The organism is Photobacterium nomapromontoriensis (assembly GCF_050336815.1).
GTDB lineage: Bacteria > Pseudomonadota > Gammaproteobacteria > Enterobacterales > Vibrionaceae > Photobacterium > Photobacterium nomapromontoriensis.
Genome location: NZ_JAKJSL010000066.1, coordinates 1 through 18,004, shown reverse-complemented (window position 1 = coordinate 18,004; position 18,004 = coordinate 1). Strand labels below are relative to the sequence as shown.

14 protein-coding genes are annotated in these 18,004 nt (G+C 47.4%); 1 reads left to right on the top strand and 13 read right to left on the bottom strand.

Going from position 1 to position 18,004, the window contains the following annotated elements; all coding sequences use genetic code 11:
- Position 1: 1 nt before the first annotated feature.
- The 13 genes from L4D12_RS23955 to L4D12_RS23895 form a co-directional block, all read right to left on the bottom strand.
- Positions 2–1,546, bottom strand: a complete 1,545-nt coding sequence (locus L4D12_RS23955; RefSeq protein ID WP_428450343.1) for a GTPase family protein — start codon at positions 1,544–1,546, stop codon at positions 2–4.
- The gene (locus L4D12_RS23950) at positions 1,527–2,687 is read right to left on the bottom strand and encodes a YcjF family protein (RefSeq protein ID WP_428450342.1); all 1,161 of its coding nucleotides are present in this window, start codon (positions 2,685–2,687) and stop codon (positions 1,527–1,529) included. The genes L4D12_RS23955 and L4D12_RS23950 overlap by 20 nt, the downstream gene beginning before the upstream one ends.
- Positions 2,688–2,722: 35 nt before the next feature.
- Entirely contained in the window at positions 2,723–3,454 is a 732-nt protein-coding gene (locus L4D12_RS23945; protein WP_428450341.1) for a hypothetical protein, read from the bottom strand.
- Positions 3,455–3,552: 98 nt separating this feature from the next.
- Positions 3,553–4,680 (bottom strand): AI-2E family transporter, encoded by a 1,128-nt coding sequence (locus L4D12_RS23940; protein WP_428450357.1) that lies wholly within the window; start codon positions 4,678–4,680, stop codon positions 3,553–3,555.
- Positions 4,673–5,344, bottom strand: coding sequence for a potassium channel family protein (locus tag L4D12_RS23935; protein WP_428450340.1), 672 nt, complete (start codon positions 5,342–5,344; stop codon positions 4,673–4,675). The genes L4D12_RS23940 and L4D12_RS23935 overlap by 8 nt, the downstream gene beginning before the upstream one ends.
- A gap of 9 nt (positions 5,345–5,353) precedes the next feature.
- The gene (locus L4D12_RS23930; RefSeq protein WP_428450356.1) at positions 5,354–6,253 is read right to left on the bottom strand and encodes an efflux RND transporter periplasmic adaptor subunit; all 900 of its coding nucleotides are present in this window, start codon (positions 6,251–6,253) and stop codon (positions 5,354–5,356) included.
- 18 nt (positions 6,254–6,271) lie between these two features.
- The gene (locus L4D12_RS23925; RefSeq protein WP_428450355.1) at positions 6,272–6,475 is read right to left on the bottom strand and encodes a DUF1656 domain-containing protein; all 204 of its coding nucleotides are present in this window, start codon (positions 6,473–6,475) and stop codon (positions 6,272–6,274) included.
- Between the two features lie 5 nt (positions 6,476–6,480).
- Positions 6,481–8,130, bottom strand: a complete 1,650-nt coding sequence (locus L4D12_RS23920; protein ID WP_428450339.1) for a TolC family protein — start codon at positions 8,128–8,130, stop codon at positions 6,481–6,483.
- A gap of 9 nt (positions 8,131–8,139) precedes the next feature.
- Positions 8,140–10,287, bottom strand: a complete 2,148-nt coding sequence (locus tag L4D12_RS23915; RefSeq protein WP_428450354.1) for an FUSC family protein — start codon at positions 10,285–10,287, stop codon at positions 8,140–8,142.
- Between the two features lie 263 nt (positions 10,288–10,550).
- Positions 10,551–11,858 (bottom strand): amidohydrolase, encoded by a 1,308-nt coding sequence (locus tag L4D12_RS23910; protein ID WP_428450338.1) that lies wholly within the window; start codon positions 11,856–11,858, stop codon positions 10,551–10,553.
- A gap of 38 nt (positions 11,859–11,896) precedes the next feature.
- Positions 11,897–12,991 carry a lipocalin-like domain-containing protein gene (locus L4D12_RS23905; protein WP_428450337.1) on the bottom strand — a complete coding sequence of 365 codons (1,095 nt, stop codon included), beginning with the start codon at positions 12,989–12,991 and terminating at the stop codon, positions 11,897–11,899.
- Positions 12,991–15,456 (bottom strand): ABC transporter permease, encoded by a 2,466-nt coding sequence (locus L4D12_RS23900; protein ID WP_428450336.1) that lies wholly within the window; start codon positions 15,454–15,456, stop codon positions 12,991–12,993. The genes L4D12_RS23905 and L4D12_RS23900 overlap by 1 nt, the downstream gene beginning before the upstream one ends.
- Entirely contained in the window at positions 15,437–16,108 is a 672-nt protein-coding gene (locus L4D12_RS23895) for an ABC transporter ATP-binding protein (protein WP_428450335.1), read from the bottom strand. Before L4D12_RS23895 ends, L4D12_RS23900 begins: the two co-directional genes overlap by 20 nt.
- Before the next feature lie 377 nt (positions 16,109–16,485).
- Here L4D12_RS23895 and L4D12_RS23890 point away from each other — a divergent pair, with 377 nt between their 5' ends.
- Positions 16,486–17,946: a DUF2867 domain-containing protein gene (locus tag L4D12_RS23890; RefSeq protein WP_428450334.1), complete on the top strand. Its 1,461-nt coding sequence runs from the start codon at positions 16,486–16,488 to the stop codon at positions 17,944–17,946.
- Positions 17,947–18,004 lie beyond the last annotated feature (58 nt).

The following is an 18,004-nucleotide window of genomic DNA, read 5'->3' as shown; positions in this document are numbered from 1 at the left end:
ATTACTCCAACCATTTGCTGGCAGCGACTTTCCCCAACCGATACAGCCGTTTGGCCTGCTGCGATAATGCGACACTTGAATGCTCTATTCGACGACGATTTAGCTGGGTATTGACCCCATCTTCAAACGCGGCCAATAAGCTCTCACCCACTGCGGGCAGATTATAAACGGGTTGTTGATCGGGCATGGCGAATACAATCGCATCATCAGGTTCTAGCTGCGTAACATTGTATTCCAGTGCCGCTTTGATGGTTTCTCCCTTTTGCCCTTTCGGATGAGTAAGATCATAAGGAGGATACCACTCGCTAATCGGCTGAAGCCTGTCGATCTGATTGAGCAGCATAATAATTCGTGGTTTTTTCCGGCTTCGGTTCACAGCTTGCTGGTAGAAGTCATCCACCTGCTGTCTTAACGCGACATCTAATTGCCGTGCCGGTTGATTAGCCTTCACGACCCAAAATACCACATCACTCTGAGTCACTTGCTCGAGCAGCAACTGATCTATCTGCTTACTGCCATCAATACCCGGCAAATCCACCAAGTGGATAATATCAATGCCCTCAACATCACAGCGATGGATGATAATATTATCCGTCGAGGGTATCGCGCTGACCTCTGCAACCATACTGCCAATAAACGCGTTAATGAATGAGGATTTACCCGCGCTCACCTGCCCCAGCACGGCCACTCTAAGCGGTTCTAGCTCGGTAGCAATCTGCTGAGAGTCTCGCTTACTGCCTGCGCTTTCTTCCAGCTCGCCATCGGTCACTGTAAAGTGACCGCGATAGAGGTCAATCGCGACAGATATCACTTCCTGCAACAACACGGTCTTCAGTTTGCGTTGTACTTCGTCACTCACTTCATCAAATAAGTGACCGATTAACTGCCCTCGCGCTTCCGCAATCAGTCCGGCTGGCGTCAATGCGCGAAAGATACGGTAAATATCATAGGCTTTCTTCGCCGTACCCAGCTTATCCTTATACTGATAGCCACGCTGCAGCATCGATAGCTTAAGGTGTTCCGCAAAAGGGACGTGATTCAATAAAAAGTGCCGATAGCGATGACTGACCTGCTCTAACATCAGTAAAAATTCAGGCGCGGTGAAGGCCAGTTCATGTCCTTTACGTTCCGGATAGTAGCGATTGGCGACCTGCATAGCCAACGTAAGGCTGTGCTCTCGCAACCCGACCCAGCTGGCATCTTGTGCCAGCAGTTCAGCAATTTGTTGATCCAATTCATCCCAAATAGCCCGATCGAACGCCCCCCATTCCCCTGACGGTGCGACTGAATACTCACCTTTCAGGGCATCGTCGGTTATCTGTGGGCCGGTGGTTGATCGCCTTAACCAGAAAAAGCCCCCCATCACCAGCAATGAGCTAGCGACAACCAGTAATGACAGCTCCAGCCAATAGCCATTTTGATAGACACTGATCAAGCCCAATACGGTTAACGTCAGAACGGGTAACACCAGGGCGATCAATAATAAGGGGATCACACTCGCCGAATACCGCGATAATAAACCCACACTATTTTTCGTTCTTTTCATCGCGCTTCTGACTCTCCTTCACCTGTTTCAACGCTTGCTCAAATACTGCTTTAATATCGTCACCCACCACGGCTTCGTCTTTACTAATATGATAAAGGTATTTGCATGCAGCACGACCAATGGCATAGGTCATTCCAAAGCTGACCGCGACGGCCAATGCACTGCCGACGGTCTGACCATATACCGGAATAAATTTGGTTAGCTGCCGTACCCCGAATGTCATGGCGTATTTCAAAGCAAAGCTGCTACCAAGCAAACCAGCAAATTCAGCTGACCGTTGCCGGGTCCACGTCACCCCATAATGACGTCCCAGACTGTGAAGCATCTTGCCTTGAATAGCCGGCACTGACACTAAGCCCACTCCAGGCAGGGCATCTGATCCACCAGCAGTTCCGGCATACCAAAGTATTTCTCGCTGTAACTTTGTAAAATTCTTCTGTTCAGCACTGTGATGAAGCTGTTCACCTTGCAGTAAATACAATACGGGAAGCAGTTCTGCTAATTGGGATTGCAGTGCTGGCAGCCCGTAAGCTATTTCTTCACTATCAATCGAGTTATCCGTGCTTTCTTGCGCTTTCGGTTCACGCTCAATGAAGTCGACCTCCACGGCCTGTACCGGAGCCCCCCAAACTTGTACTACCTGATCATGGTTATAGCTGATGGCCTGCCGCCGCTGGTCGCGATTATGAATCGACAAACAGCCGGTATGCACTAACAGCAGATTATCTATCCGACCATCTTTGCGAATTTTTTCTAGGGCGGTAATAACATCGCGCTGCTCAGGTTCTTCCGCTTTCATGACCACAATCAAGGCATGACTCTGCTGCTGGCACTCAGTGATATCATCTGCGGGATCATAACTGGCCTCAGACAGCCCACGGGTATCAAGAAAGCGCAAAATAGGATTATCAGCGGGAAAATCATAAGACAAGGATGACTGGGTACAAGGCTGAAAACCGTTGCCGATCTCAACCTGACAATTACCAGTCACCGCCTCAATCAGGGAGGACTTACCCGCACCGGTTTTACCCAGTAGCCACAATGTCGGTAACTGTGCTTCCCATTGCTGATTAGCAGCGGACAAATCGGGATCTTTCGGCGGGTTGATATACTGATAGATATTCTTAAAAAACGGCTGCATCGACACCCTCGTCCATGGCACAGGCGCTACCTAAGTTATCGCTGTCTTAAGTAATTCATCATCGTGCCAAAAATATTCTTTATATTCACAGGAATAACTGTAACGATACCATAACCTTCTGTAAATTTAGGATTAATTGACAAATAATACTGGATATCTAATTTTTCACTATTGGTCAGGCGTTCAATATCGTCACTGGTGTAGTTAACGTAGCGGTTAACAAAGCACAAGTGTGGATGCCAATGATCTTCGCGAACCATTGCTGTTTGCTGTAAATATTGCAGGATGGGTGCTGATTCAGGGGATATCCGTCGTTCGGGGTTAGGGTAGATTTCTGCAACCAGCTTTGCCATCACCCGATACATTGCCGGACTTATCATGGTATCAGCATAGTAAATCGCTGTTTTAGGGTGCTTGAGATAGCATTTTGCGGCTTCAACAATTGAAAACATCACGGTTTGGTTTCCATGACGCTGCTCAGGCAAAAAACCCGCTGAAGCCCCCACAATAATGGTCGACTGACCATTCAAGACCAGCCGCTTGAACGTTAACAGGCAATAGCCTACTAACTCATTGTCGCAATAAATTAGCTTCAATTTACGTTCAAAGGCATCTGGCTGTAGGAAGTATTTTTCATAATAAATATCAGGCGAGACGCCCTTAAAACAGCGAGCAATCAACGGCAACAATTGCTGTTCTTGCCCCTCAGATAACCAACAATGACTCTGGGTCAGAATCTGGCTCTTACACGTTATCTCTGTCTTCATCCTAGCATCCTTGCTATTTTTCGCTGAAACTGGCGCTGCCACACAGACGTTTGTTTTACCAGCTAGTCGCTAACATACCAATGGCTAACGAACCGCGTTCATTCTTTTCTATCGGTCTCCCCCTTATCCCGCCCTACTTGTTCAGACGTAGCGATTTGTTCGGGCGTTTTCAACCATGTGGTGAACAATTCATACCAAATTGCCAATATCACGGCCCCGACAAATAAGCCAATAATGCCTGCGACAATCATTCCACCAATCGCGCCAATAAGAATAACTGGCATCGGAATTTCAACCCCACGTCCCATTAGCATCGGCTTTAAGACATTATCAGATAAACCCGCCAATATGACCCATATGGTAAAAATGGTAGCAGGTGTGGTCTCCATATACGAAAATACATAGATGATCACGGGCAGCACCACCAGCAATGCCGGAAGCTGAGCGATGGCTAAAAAGAATACTGCCAATGTTATAAGGCCTGCTGCAGGGATCTTAAAAACAAACATCGCAGCACCAACCAGAATGGCTTGAATGAAAGCCACGCCGACAACCCCTAACAATACGCTACGAATAGTGGCAGCAATTAAAGTGGCCCACGCCTCTCCATGTTGTCCAACAACTCTGATTGAAATACGCTTTACCGCGCCAGCCATACTTTCTGAATGCGCCATAAATCCTGCCGCGATAAGCAGTGAAATAATAAACATCACAACCGTGGCTAAACCGCTTCCTAACATCCCAGCAAAAGCACTGACTCCGGCTTTAATTTCAGTCATAAATCGCGTCATTGCCTGACCTAAATTATTAGCAAATAACGACCAAACGTCATACAGCTTATCGCCAATCAATGGGATATCAGCAACCTTCTGAGTCGGCCCTGGCAGTGTTACCGCCTCCTTTTGCAGGAGCTCTGTCACAGTCATGATGCCATCGTATACCGACCCCATCACTATCACTAACGGCACTATCAATAGCGCAATCCCGAGCAGCGCCAATAACGTTGCGGCAAGCCCTCGCTTCCCATTTAACAGTCTTTCCAGCTTTAATGTCATGGGCATCAGGGCAACCGCGATAATAGCCCCCCACAAAACGGGAATAATAAATGGCTTAATAATATCGTATGTCCAGACAATCAGAACAAATAACAGTCCTATACGGATTGCCGATTCCACCATGTTACTGATAAATATATTACTGCGATGTTTTTCGTCGATGTCATTCATCATTATTTTCCTGATTTGTTTGGCTTGCACCTACCAGACTCGCGACAACAATTGCCATATAAAATACGCCTGCGATAGCCTCCAAATACACAATGACCTGAGAAAACGGTGTTACAGGACTAATATCACCGTAACCAAGTGTCGTTAACGTCACAAAGCTAAAATATGCTGCAGCAGAAAACGTCTCTCCCCTCGTGCCTTTTTCCAAGCCAGTAAAAGCCTCTGGGGTAAATTCAAGAATAAGCATATAAACAATAGCCCACATCAGACCCAGCAGCAGAAACAAGGCCAGAGAGCCGACGACTTTGTTATTGTCTACCGATCCTGTGAATAATATTTGCCGGACAATGGATTTAAACGTGCCAAAGAAAAATACAAACATCAGTATCAGCATCACTGTATCCATTCTGGCGACATTCAATGCCCCCTTAACCACAGCCAGTACCGCCCAAGCGATGGCGAGCAACATCAAAAAACGATACCACCCGGTATCAAACCGTAAGCTCACCAGGCATATGATGAAGGTCATAATGGTAAACAGTTGAAAAACAATATCCAGAAATCCGACGTCAAACACCTGCTCCAGCGATGAACTCACTAGTAATAAAATGAGTGCAAAGGTCAAATAATAGAAATTATTTTCGGTGGTGATTTTCTTCTTCATTTCGCCCTCTTACTCTGAGTCTGGAAACACCTGTCCCTGGCTATCTTCCATCACCATAATGGATGCCGTCATGCCAAATCGGAGGTGAATGTCTTCAGGTAAATTCAATAATGTGATCCGAACTGGAATACGCTGTGCTAACCGGATCCACTGAAAAACAGGATTCACATTGGGCAATAAATTGTAGCCCACAGAACCATCTTTCGGTGCGATCCCCCAGCCAATCGAGTCCACCACGGCATGAATGGGTTGTTCTGGATACGCCATCAAGGTTACCTGAGCCTCATCCCCAATCTGGATCTGCGCTAACTGGTTTTCCCTAAAATAGCCAAACACCCAGAAGCTCTTTGCATCAACCAGGGCCAGTAAGGGTTGATTTACAACTGCCTGTGTCCCCGCCTGAATATCAAGGTTAGAGACATAGCCATCAACCGATGCTAATACCTGAGTAAACTCAAGATTCAGTTTGGCACTCTGGATTTGCTGTTTAGCAACTTTTATTTGCACTAAGGACTCTTCATAGGCAATTTTCCGCCGGGTGACATCCTTCAGTGACACGGCACCTCTGTCTCTTGCCTGAATATCCAGTAAACGGTCATATTCAATTTTCTTTCCCCGCGCACTGATATTCGCCCGCTCAAGTGACGCTTCAGCCTGAGATAGGGCGACCTGATACGTAATGGGGTCAATCTGAAATAGCAGGTCACCTTGTCGAACAAACTGATTGTCGACAACAGCAACGTGAACCACGGGTCCTGAAACTCGTGGGGCAATTTTGATGATATTGGCGCGCACTTGGCCGTCACGAGTCCATGGATTATCGAAATATTCTTGGTATTTGTGGTAGGCAAAATAAATCGCCCCACCAATGATCACAACATTGAGCGCAACGACAAATAGCTTCTTTATCTTCTGCATGTTTTTTACCTAAAACCGGATGAAAAACGTATCAATCGCTACCACATACCACGCCATAATTGCCAAAAAAGTCATTGATGGATAAGCAATCAATCGTGATAACCTGCTTTTATTGAGAATAATCACAGTAATCCAAGCTGCAATCACAGCTAACACCACCACCAACAGCAGCGGTGAGTAATAAATATCTCCCCAAGACAACTCGTGTGGCATCACCATCATTGCCTCCCGGGATAATTGTGACTCGCCGGATCCATCGGCTCACCAAACGGTGACACCGCGGGATTAACGGCTTCTGGCACCAATTGCGGCAATGTCAGTTCATCAAGCTGATCGCCCCAATCAGTACGTGTCTGCATTTCTTGCCGGGTATCATCATCAACAAACGAACGACCCGTTTCGGCTTCCCAGCCCCCGCCCAACGATTTGTACAATGCCACCACTTGATTGGCCACATTGCCCTTTACTGCCGCATAAGCATCTTCACTGCGCGTCATTTTTTCGACCGATGAGAGCAGACGTTGAAAACTTATCTGGCCATTTTCATATTGGGTAAGCGAAATATTGTAGGCCCGTACCGATGCATCAACCGAATAGAATGCCAGTTGTTTTTGCTGCTGATTAAGCTGATAAGATTCCAGTGCAGAGCTGACTTCCTGTACCGCCAGTAATACCTGCTTGTTATAGTTGGTTAAACTCTCCTGAAATCGGGCATCTTCAATCCGAATATTATTTTTGACTCGGCCATACTGGAAGATATTCCAAGAGAAAGCCGGCCCAAGCGATATATTCAATGAGTCACTAAAACTAAAATCATTCCCTGCCATCACACTGCTGTTTATCCCTATGGCACCCAACAGTGTGAATTGCGGATACATATCAGCCTCCGCAATCCCGATCCGGCTACTTTGGGCATGCGCCTGCAATTCAGCCAACTGCAGATCCGGCCTTCTCAGCACCAGTCCGGCATCAACTCGGGTATGGATTGGCGGTGTTGCGGGGATCAACGAGAATTTATCGTAACTGGCAGACAATTGACGATTGCGACTTTGCTGGTATTTGTTATCAAACGCCTTCACTTTCGCGTCAACCCACGGCTCACTGAGCATATGCTGAGCCTCTTCTGGCAATGTCCCCAGCAGTACTGCAAGCGCATTACGGGCTTGCAACATCCCTATCTTCAAACTCGGTAAGGCAGACTGCGTGTTATAAAGCTGCGTTTTAGCCTGCTGTACATCCAACTCGGTCACATCTCCCGATTCAAACTGCACCTGTGTGATTCGGACAACCCGTTGTTGAATGTCAATATTGCGCTCAGAAAGCAAGACGCGCTCTTGAAATGTCCGGTAGTTAATATAGTTCCGAGCGACTTCCGCAGTGATAGTGATTAAAATATCGTGGTAAGAGGCAATGCTGGCATACAAAGAGGCTTCGGCCGATTCAACCCCTCGGGCATAACGCCCCCAGACATCCAACTCCCAGGCCGCATCAAAATTCACTGCCGCATTATCAAACGTATTCCCGTTTTGATAAATTTTAGCCAGATTACCAGACACATTTTGTCGCTGTGGATATTGAAAAGACTCAGCCACACCGGTCGCGGCTCTGGCCTGAAGAATGCGCAGGCCAGCCGCTTCCAAATCTAAATTTTGCTGATTGGCCAGTGACACTAACGCATCCAGAGTGGGATCATTAAACTGCTGCCACCAGCGTGCAGTTTGGTTACGGCTTTGCTGCTGATCGCGTTCGCTCCAGGCTGTCGGTAAGGTAACGGGGGCAACCCCAGTAAAATTGGGCCCTAATACCGTACACCCTGGCGTAATAAATACAGAAAGTAAGACTAAACAGATACGCTGTTTGCTCGTCACGCCCCACCCCTAAAATGTCGTCTTCGCCAGCGCAGTCCAAGGCACATCATCATGAGCCCGCTTACATGCAGCCAGTGAGTCGAAAATGTTTTTTTTCAAGTTTAGGAAAATATAGAAGCCAGCAATGTTCGATTTTGAGTATTTTGCCCACTCAATGGCAGAAAAATAACGATCAAGCTGAGATTCTAATTCTTGGTAATCCTGCCGCAGCTCTACCAGAGCTTCCCCTGACTGATGGGATAGCGATACCGGGGGAATAGCAAACTGACTCGCCATTGTGGGGATCACGTGATCCTGATGTCGCGCCCTTGCTTCGGCTACCAATGGGTTGAGAGCGAGCCCAGCCCTCGCCTTGACCAACATCATTAAATGGTGATGGTACCTATCACACTGGTCAACAAACGCCATTAACACGTCTGGCGAGACCTCTGGATAGTCTTTGTAATCAATCTTGCTACTCCATATTTTTATCTTTTTTAAGGTCACCGTCATGACTGCAATACGCCAAGCCAACACATTGCGTTGCCACCATGACAATGTTTCTTGCTGCTGCAGCTGAATAATTCCGCAGGCATGCCTGAAAAATCGCTCACGAAAAACCAGCAACAAACGTTCAGGTCGTCCCGAAAAAGGAAAATAATACGACAATACAACGACAACAACGGTGAGATAAAATAGCGTGACCACCGTTAGCACAATACCAAAGTGATAGACCATGTTGTTATCAATGCCGAGAGTGAACATCCCCAATAAAAAGAAGATGGTGATAGGTCCCCGAAACAGATAAAACGCAATGAAGGTATAGGCAAAAATAAAAATACCGAGCTCAATGCCCAATGTGAGCTGTGGTAGTAAAAAAACGTATGCAGGCACTGAAAATGCGAATCCCAAGGTAAATAAGACAAATAACAGCGCAGGGTGAATAGGCATATAAGACAATATAGAAACAAACAAGGTGCCAAATACCACAAGGTTATACCCCCCGGGCGGATTGAATGTGATCCAGCACCACCCGACGGCCCAATACGTCACAAATACTTTTACCGCCGTCTTCGCATTTTCTGCATCCCACCAATTAAACGAAGGCGGCTGCGGTAATGACGGTAATGGGAAATCAACAATGCCTGTCACTGAATCAATACTACTGATACAGCTATGTAACTTGGTCAGTTTTTCTCGTATTTGTCCTAACAAATAGGCAGTGGTTATCACTTCACCGCGTTCAAAATGCCCCGCCATTTGGAGTCGAACTTCGTCATACTCAATGGGCTCAACGGTCAATGGTGGCTGTGCGGCATTGAGTTGCCATGCTTCGGATAACTGCTCAAACATCGTCAGTGTCTGTTGTCGTAATGCTTGATAATCAACAATATAACTTTCTGGCCTACTATCAGAGCGAGACTGTTCTTTCGCGGCAAATATCAACAGCTCAGTCATTTGATGAAATAGTCCGACTGCACCATCCCACTCTTTTTTGTACGCTGAAAACTCACTGCATTCCGAGCTTAATGCTTGATAACGCAATTCAAAAGCCTGCTGGGCATCGAATAACTGCTGACTGAGCATGGCTAAACTTACTGGCGGTTCCTCATTGCTTTTCTCAGTCTCTGCATTGCCCTCTGAACCAATATATTCAAACAGTTTTGCCTGTGCCGCTGCCAACTGAACGGCCAATTGCTGTAGGTTCCTCTCAACCTTAGGGGGAAATAGAAACAATCCAACCAAAGTATAGATAACCACACCAAAAACAGTCATGAAGGTACGGTCAATACCATACAGAAATGCGCCTTCAGCATCCCCACCGTTATACATCATCAGCACCATCACGCCAGTAAGCATGAACAAGGTCGGGTCTTTTAGGTAAGCGGATCGAATATAGAAAATAAGGGTAATGGTGATCGACACGCTGAGCATGTATAACAGGCGATCTTGTGCAAATAGTCCCACAAGTAGCAAACCAATGATCCCTCCCGCGATGGTTCCCAATACCCGCAGAGTTCCCTTTGTCAGTGATTCCTTTCTACTACCAATGGAGGCGATAAGCATGACAGTAGTCGCAGCGGTTGAAGGCTGATTCCAGCCAAGCGCCATCGGAATTAAATACGCTAACGTGAGGCTGACTGCCACGCGACAAGCAAACTTAAATTTTTCACTCAAGCAAAACGGCACTAGCCACGTTTGCGGTTTTTGAAAAATAATATCATTGGCGATCTTACCGCTCGCTTCTTCATCCGCTTTATCCACATCCCCCCCGGTGGTTGTACGCACCCAGACTGCGTTGCTTTTCCTGACAGGTAAATTAAGGCTAGAAGATTTATACCAAATAAAATGATTAATGCCGCTGTTGTCTTATCGGCAATAAAAAACCCCAGGCCATATTATGGACTGGGGTTAACTTGTAAAAGCGACCTGACTGGTGTTTATTCAGTCGCTGACGCACTGTTTTGAAGTGCGCTAACAGCACTGAGCAATAACTTCACGGCAGGCAACATCCGGCTTTCATCAATATCAAAGTCACCATTGTGATGACCCGCAGTCAAATCTGACCCCACTAGACAATATATAGCTTTTCCGCCATTAGACTGAACCCGATCAACCAAGTAACCGGCATCTTCACTGGCACCAAAATCTTTGTGCCTTACGACTTCAGAGAAACCACTCGTCGGACCGATACGTTCCAGCAAACTAACCAGTTCAAGATCATTTTCCAAACCAATCGCTTCACCTTGCGGGCAGATATTCACCGTAACGCCATGCATCATCGCCGCAGCTTGAGAAATGGTTTCAACCTGCTGAAGCATATAGCTGTTCAACTCGCGATTTTCACCCCGCGTTTCTCCCATAAGAACCGCATTAGCTGGAATAACATTGCGGCCGTCACCCGCATGCATTTGCCCGACATTCACACGGGTCATACCGTCACGGTGGCGTGGGATTGCCAACATCTGATTCACGGCAGTACAGGCAGCCGCCAAGGCATTCTGGCCTGCATTGGGTTCAATACCGGCGTGAGCAGGTTTGCCTGAAAAATGCAGATCAAACTTAGAGCTACAGAGAAAATATTGCGGATCACACACTAACGTTCCACTGGCAACATTCATCCCGATATGGGCGGCAAAAAAGTAATCAACATCGTCAAGCCACCCGCTTTCTGCAATCGCTTTACCTGCTCGGCAGCCCTCTTCTGCCGGTTGAAACAACAATTTGATTTTGCCCGAGAGCAACTGATGGTTAGCCGCTAACACCTCGGCAACACCTAATCCAATCGCGGCATGGGCATCATGGCCACAAGCGTGGGCAACTCCGGGGGCTAATGACGCAAAGCCTAAGAAACGAGGACGATGTGAATCATTCTGACTTTCCATCACTTCAACAGCATCGATATCAAACCGCAGTGCGATCACTGGCCCCGGTTTGCCACTGTCTAATATCGCCCCGACCCCTGTAATACCGTCCATCTCAGCAAAATGTTCGACCGACGCCCCCCAGCTAAGAGCGCGAGCTTGTGCTTTTGCAACCAATTCTTCATCGCGACCCATAATGCTATCGCACTTGATAATGTCATGACCAAAATTCAAGGTATAGCCAAACCGTTCAAGGTGACTGGCAATCCGACTGGTGGTAAAGAACTCACACCATGCCGCTTCTGGGTATCGATGAAACTCTCGGCGGTGAGTCATCAAGCGTTGGCTAAGGGACGATTCGTCAATTTGAAAATTACTTAACACGTTTACTTCCTATTCTGTTTTATGAAATTACCGAGCTATCAATAACCAGTTAACTCCATAAATCCTTGTCCTGAATGACTGCCGGACACCGTGATCGGGCCTTCCCAATATGAAAATACAAACGGTAACCATTGGGCTTTACGTACAACATTGACTCTTAGTTTAATCTGTTGAGAAGGTATATCAACGATCCAATCCAGTGGATAATTCTTCCCCTCATGCGCGGTGAACGATACCGGTGATAAATGGATATCTGCTGCCGTCAAATTTGTTTTCGTCCCATCTGATTGACTTAATGACCCCAATATATACGGTTGCTGATCTTTTTCACGGATCTGATACAGCATGAGTGCCCTGCCATCATCAAGACGAATCGAAAACCAATCCCAGCCGAGCTGATTTTCAGACAATCCAGCACTACTCCACTCACGGTCATACCAACCTTCACCAGAGACCTGATACGTTTTCCCATCCAGCTCCAGTTGACCTCTGAGTGCTAAAAAAGGAGCGCTGTAATAGTAAGAAGCGATATCTTGCGTCGGATGTTTTTGGCTAAAACCACCCTCTCCTTGCAAAATCAAACTCCCTGTATTTTGAATAGCCAGTTTGGCTCGCATACCGTCATCAGCAAAAGTCAGTGTACCTGGAAACGGGGAATCACCAAAAGATCGCCAAGACCAATTATCAAGCCAAGCACGATAAGGCTTGCCAATAACACCCGCCTGACCGATCCCACCACGCGCGAAACGCTCTGCTGCCCACATTTTGTCTTTACTGGTCACCACAATATGCGCCATATAGCGCTGAGGGCTTTGCCAGCCGTCACCTTGCTCTATCGAAGAGGCGCTGCGAAACAGTGTCCATTGCACTCCAAACATCTCACCGTTCTCCGATTTCAGATTAGCGGTTAAGTACCACCATTCAGTACGAAATTTGGGATGTGGCAGGTGATCCGCCGGAAAATGAAACAGGCGATCAGGCACAACAGGAGCAAAACCACTATCGGCTTCACTGCTCATAATGGCCACGGAACGATCAATTGACTCTGGTGTATTATCACACCCTGTTAGCTGCATGATCAGTAAAATAATAGTACACATCCCCCCACGACAGCATTCTCTAAAACCCAACATCAGAATGCCTCCCTAAGAGATAAAATGGCAGAGCGTTTCACTAATCGCCAGACCGGCCATGCACCGGCAAGTAACAATACCAATAGCGCTGAACCTAACGACATCATGTAATCAACCGGGAAATATTCCACAGACATTGTCCAACCAAAGGAATGTTTCAACACGACATCGATCAATAGCTGGGCGAGCACCAAACCCAGCGGTAAAGCAATCAATGCCGTGAGCAAACCAATCATAAGTAATTGACCGCCACCCAGCAGTGCCAGCTCACGTCCCGTCATTCCCATGCAGCGCAGCAGTGCAAACTGGCGCTGACGTGACATCTCACCTGCAACTGTGGCAAAAAACAGCCCGCAAACTGCAATAAACAAGGTCAACTTACCCAATGTTGCAGTCACAATGAAGGTCCGATCAAACACTTTCATTGCCTGAATCATTAATTCGGCATTATTCCTCACCCGCTCTGGTGATAAATGGAATGTATCACCGAGTTCTTTCATCATGGCCATGGGGTCGGCAGACGGTGCCAGATGGATAGCTAAACTCACTTGCCCCTTATTCGGCCATATTGCCTGCCAACGTTTTTGGGACAAGACAATCTGACTGTATGGATTGCCGTAGTCATAGTACACCCCGGCTACTTTCCATTGTTTATTCATCGGAGGCGGTAAATCGACCACATCGCCAGGCTGCCAACCTTGCTTTAATGCCATGGATTCACACACTAATATCGATCGATGGTGATGTAGGCGTTGCCAGTAATCAGGGATCGCTACCTTGATCGCCATCGCTGCTTTCTCATCACTGGTGCCGCCAATACTAACAACTTGTAACGTACCGGACTCTGTTGGTAATGTCTTATGCCATTGCCACCATACCTGCTCAATATCCGGTCTGTTTTCCAACCAGTTTGACATGCGTGGCGCCATGTTATTGGACGGACGTACATAAATATCTGCCGCCAGACGCTGATCAAGCCATGTTTCCGTTGTACTCCGAAAACTACCGACCATGGTCTCCATGCCAATATTTGAAGCCAGGGCCAGCATAAACGCCATCGCAGCTACGCCACGATAACTTAAACTTGCAGCCGCATCAGAGAAAAACCAACGCAACCTTGCTGACTTAACGACAATGCCAAGGATCCTAAACAGCTGCAATAACATGAACGGCATCGCTAAGGCAGAAGCAATAAGAATACAGGCAATCAGAATAAATCCACCCTCTTGCCCATGAGGTAACTGGTAGAGTGCCAATGCGGCACCCATAAATATGCATGAAAATAACGCCTGCAGCGCAAACTCGCGTCCACTAAAACGCACTAACGACATGTGAGTCGCCAAGCGCGCAGGTGGTGTTTTGATCAAGCGTACCAATGGCCAGCCACAGGCCAATAAACTGCCAAAGAGAGCAATTAAGACGGATGCTGCCCCCCACTCCCAGTGCCATTCCACCACTAAGCTAACATTGGCACCATACAAGTCATTCAGTGTTTCAGCGACCGATGGCAGTAACTTTTCAGCCAGTAATAGCCCCAGTACGTTTCCGCCAACTAAACCTAACACTATCCAGACTAATAATTCGGCTATCAGGGCTCGAGCCAACTGATATGAGGACACTCCAGCCTGACGCATCAAGCCCACCAATGGTTGACGCTGGCTGAATGATAACGACATGGCTTGGTAGAAAATGAATAATCCCACGACAAAGGCCAGCATGCCCATTGCAAACAAATTGAGGTGGAAAGCATTGGTGAGAGACTCTAATCCCGCCGCTTCTTGTTTTTCCAACTTTAACGCCATCGGTAGCTGCGCTTCTAGCCGACGTAACGTCCCCTTGTCCATATCACTACAAAGGATTGCCGTTAAGCCGGAACCGGGTTGGAGTTGACGCAGTAAAGACATATCGGCAAGCATTCTTGAGCCGCGGATCTTTTCCTGGGCAACCACTTGTAGCGGGCCAATTTCCGATCCATCTTCCAACCTAAGCAGCTGGCCATTTTCCAGCCCCATATAATTAGCAAGTTGCTCACCAATCAGAATAGGAAAAGGAGGTTGCATCAGTGACAACATTTGTTCCTGATTGGCAGAAGAATGCCCCACACGCGGCTTAAGCGTTGAATACAGAGCGATCGGATCAACACCAACCAGCTCAATATCACGGTGATCATCAGTCACAAGCGTCAGCTGGTCGAGCGGTACACACTGTTCAAATCCCGCGCGACGCAACTGAATATAAAAACCCTGAGGCACTTTCAGCGAAGGCTGATAATGACGAATCCGATAAGGGAAGGGATTGGAAAACAACTGTTCGCCATCACGGTAACTTTCTCTGGCCTGCTGGTTAACTCCCATCACACCAACAAGCAGTGCGATCCCGAGAGTCAGGCCAAACCATACCAGCACAATTTGAAGTGGGTGACGCTTGTAATGCCCCCAAAGCGCTCTAGCGACAGGGCTTGACATGCAATTGCCCCCCTTGCAGGCGGATGCATCCATTCATATGTTCAGCAACTTGCTTACTGTGTGTGACCAGCAACAAAGTGCAATTGAGTTGCTTGGTTAAACCCACCAGTAAACGAATAACCGCTGCAGCATTGCGCTCATCAAGACTACCCGTAGGTTCATCCGCAAGTAAGATCTTAGGCTCCATATACAGGGCACGTGCGATGGCAGCGCGTTGTTGCTGTCCCCCTGACATTTCTTCCGGATAGCGCCCAAGCAAAGGCATAAGATCCAGTGCCGCAATGATCTGACGCCATAATTCTGGTTTTTCCGGGAGCCCTTTTAGCTGCCGGCAAAAACGGATATTATCCGCCGTGGTCAGCGTCGGTAATAAATTAAACTGCTGAAAAACGAGACCAATATTGTTACGACGAAATGCTGTCCGTTCATGCTCAGATATCGCATGGATTGGTGTATTACCCAGCCATACCTCACCAGAATCAGCAACATCAAGGCCCGCAATGAGATTAAGTAATGTACTCTTACCTGAGCCACTCTCTCCCATCAACGCAAGTTGCGCCCCCTGTTTCATGTCTAATTCCGCGCCTTGCAGGACAGAATGGTATTCACCACCATCCAGATATCCTTTGCAAAGGTCGACCAGTCGTAACATTATTATCCTCAGCGATTGGTAAGTAGTTTGTGGTGGAATCTACAGTAAAGCGGTACGGCTATAAAGCATTTTGGCCCGTCGACGACGAAAAACTATTTAAGCTGTTACATGACGACTACAATTTAGCCAAAGCCCCTACAAGCCACTCACAACGTTAAATAAAAACGATACAGTCAGTACAAAACACTAGTTAAAAGACAGTGCTTACTATTTGCCGTCAAATAATCGCAACACTCACAGTAAGTCATACCCAACATCATTAAATTACCGCCATAAATACCTTTCTGCCTCAATCATCAATTAAGTGAAAAAGACGCTCTCTTGTACAATATTATCCGCTACATTATAAGTAGTTGCTAAAACAAGGAGCAGTAAGTATGAGCAAAGCCGTCATGGTCGTCGGTGCCACAGGTTATATTGGTTCGCACTTAGTACCCGAACTGGCTCGCTCAGGTTACAACGTTAGCGCTACAGGACGTAATCTGAAACTATTAGAAAAACGGGGCTGGCATGGGATGAATAATGTCCAGCTGCACCAACTTGATTTAAACACCCCAGACAACCTTTCTGAGCTACTTATGGGGATTGACACCGTTTTCTTTCTTGTCCACGGCATGAATCATGGCCACGATTTTATCGACCTTGAGCTCAATGCAGCACAACACTTCAGTGATGCTCTAAAACAGAGTGATGTAAAACACGTTATCTATCTCGGAGCCCTTCAACCGACACAAGGACACTCAGATCACCTCTCTGCCCGCAAAAAAACTGGTGACATTCTCCGTAAAAGTGGGGTGCCGATCACCGAGCTGCGAGCGGGCATCATTGTTGGCCCCGGCTCTGCCGCCTTTGAAGTCATGCGAGATTTTGTTTATCACCTTCCGGTATTGATAACGCCTCCCTGGGTCTCGGCCCGCAATTCGCCAATCGCCCTTCGTAACCTGCTCTACTATCTTTTGAAGTTGCTTCCTCTCCCCCCACAAACACATCAGACTATGGATATTGCGGGCCCGGATAACCTCTCTTACGAAGAACAGCTACGTAAACTAGGCAAACTTGCCGGTAAAAAAGTGCGTATCTTACCCGTGCCTTTTCTCACCCCCAGCTTTGCCGCCCTTTGGCTACGCTTTATTACCTCCGTACCGACTAATATTGCTAGAGCTCTGGTCGGAGGGTTACGCTTTGATCTTCCGGCCAATGGCTCTGATATTCAAACACGTATCCCTCAAAACTTGCTGAGCTATGACGATGCGGTTAAAGAATGCCTCAATCATGAATCCGAGGTGGTGAGAAGTGAAATCTGGGGGTTTGATCGCGATGCACTAGCCCGCTGGCAACCCGGTTATGGGTATTACCCTAAACAAGCAGGCTACACCTTAAAAACCGATGCGACTTGTGAACAACTATGGCGTCAGGTGCAACTCGTTGGCGGCCAAGAAGGCTATTTCTACGCAAACGGATTGTGGCGCATACGCGAATGGATGGATGCGGCTATTGGCGGTGATGCTCTCAATCGTTACCGCCGAGACCCTGAGACGTTACAGCTTGGTGACAAAGTCGACTCATGGAAGGTCATTAACCTCATCCCTAATCATTTTCTCTCATTATTATTTGGCATGAAAGCCCCCGGTATTGGTCGACTAGAATTTACTATTGAAGATAAAGGCGATTACCGAGAGATAGATATTCGTGCTTGGTGGCATCCTGCGGGCTTTACGGGGTTAATGTATTGGTTTGCCATGATGCCTGCACACTTATTTATTTTCCGCGGAATGACGCATGCGCTGGTCAGGCGCTGTAAAGCCAAGGCGCAGGAAGGGAAGACAGAGACGATATAGGTGCGAGGTGCGAGGTGCGAGGTGCGAGGTGCGAGGTGCGAGGTGCGAGGTGCGAGGT

What these genes read in the sequence shown, in the direction of transcription:
- L4D12_RS23955 (WP_428450343.1), bottom strand. Translation starts at nt 1,546, where the DNA reads ATGAAAAGAACGAAAAATAGTGTGGGTTTATTATCGCGGTATTCGGCG.
- L4D12_RS23950 (WP_428450342.1), bottom strand. Translation starts at nt 2,687, where the DNA reads ATGCAGCCGTTTTTTAAGAATATCTATCAGTATATCAACCCGCCGAAA.
- L4D12_RS23945 (WP_428450341.1), bottom strand. Translation starts at nt 3,454, where the DNA reads ATGAAGACAGAGATAACGTGTAAGAGCCAGATTCTGACCCAGAGTCAT.
- L4D12_RS23940 (WP_428450357.1), bottom strand. Translation starts at nt 4,680, where the DNA reads ATGAATGACATCGACGAAAAACATCGCAGTAATATATTTATCAGTAAC.
- L4D12_RS23935 (WP_428450340.1), bottom strand. Translation starts at nt 5,344, where the DNA reads ATGAAGAAGAAAATCACCACCGAAAATAATTTCTATTATTTGACCTTT.
- L4D12_RS23925 (WP_428450355.1), bottom strand. Translation starts at nt 6,475, where the DNA reads ATGCCACACGAGTTGTCTTGGGGAGATATTTATTACTCACCGCTGCTG.
- L4D12_RS23905 (WP_428450337.1), bottom strand. Translation starts at nt 12,991, where the DNA reads ATGTTGGGTTTTAGAGAATGCTGTCGTGGGGGGATGTGTACTATTATT.
- L4D12_RS23900 (WP_428450336.1), bottom strand. Translation starts at nt 15,456, where the DNA reads ATGTCAAGCCCTGTCGCTAGAGCGCTTTGGGGGCATTACAAGCGTCAC.
- L4D12_RS23895 (WP_428450335.1), bottom strand. Translation starts at nt 16,108, where the DNA reads ATGTTACGACTGGTCGACCTTTGCAAAGGATATCTGGATGGTGGTGAA.
- L4D12_RS23890 (WP_428450334.1), top strand. Translation starts at nt 16,486, where the DNA reads ATGAGCAAAGCCGTCATGGTCGTCGGTGCCACAGGTTATATTGGTTCG.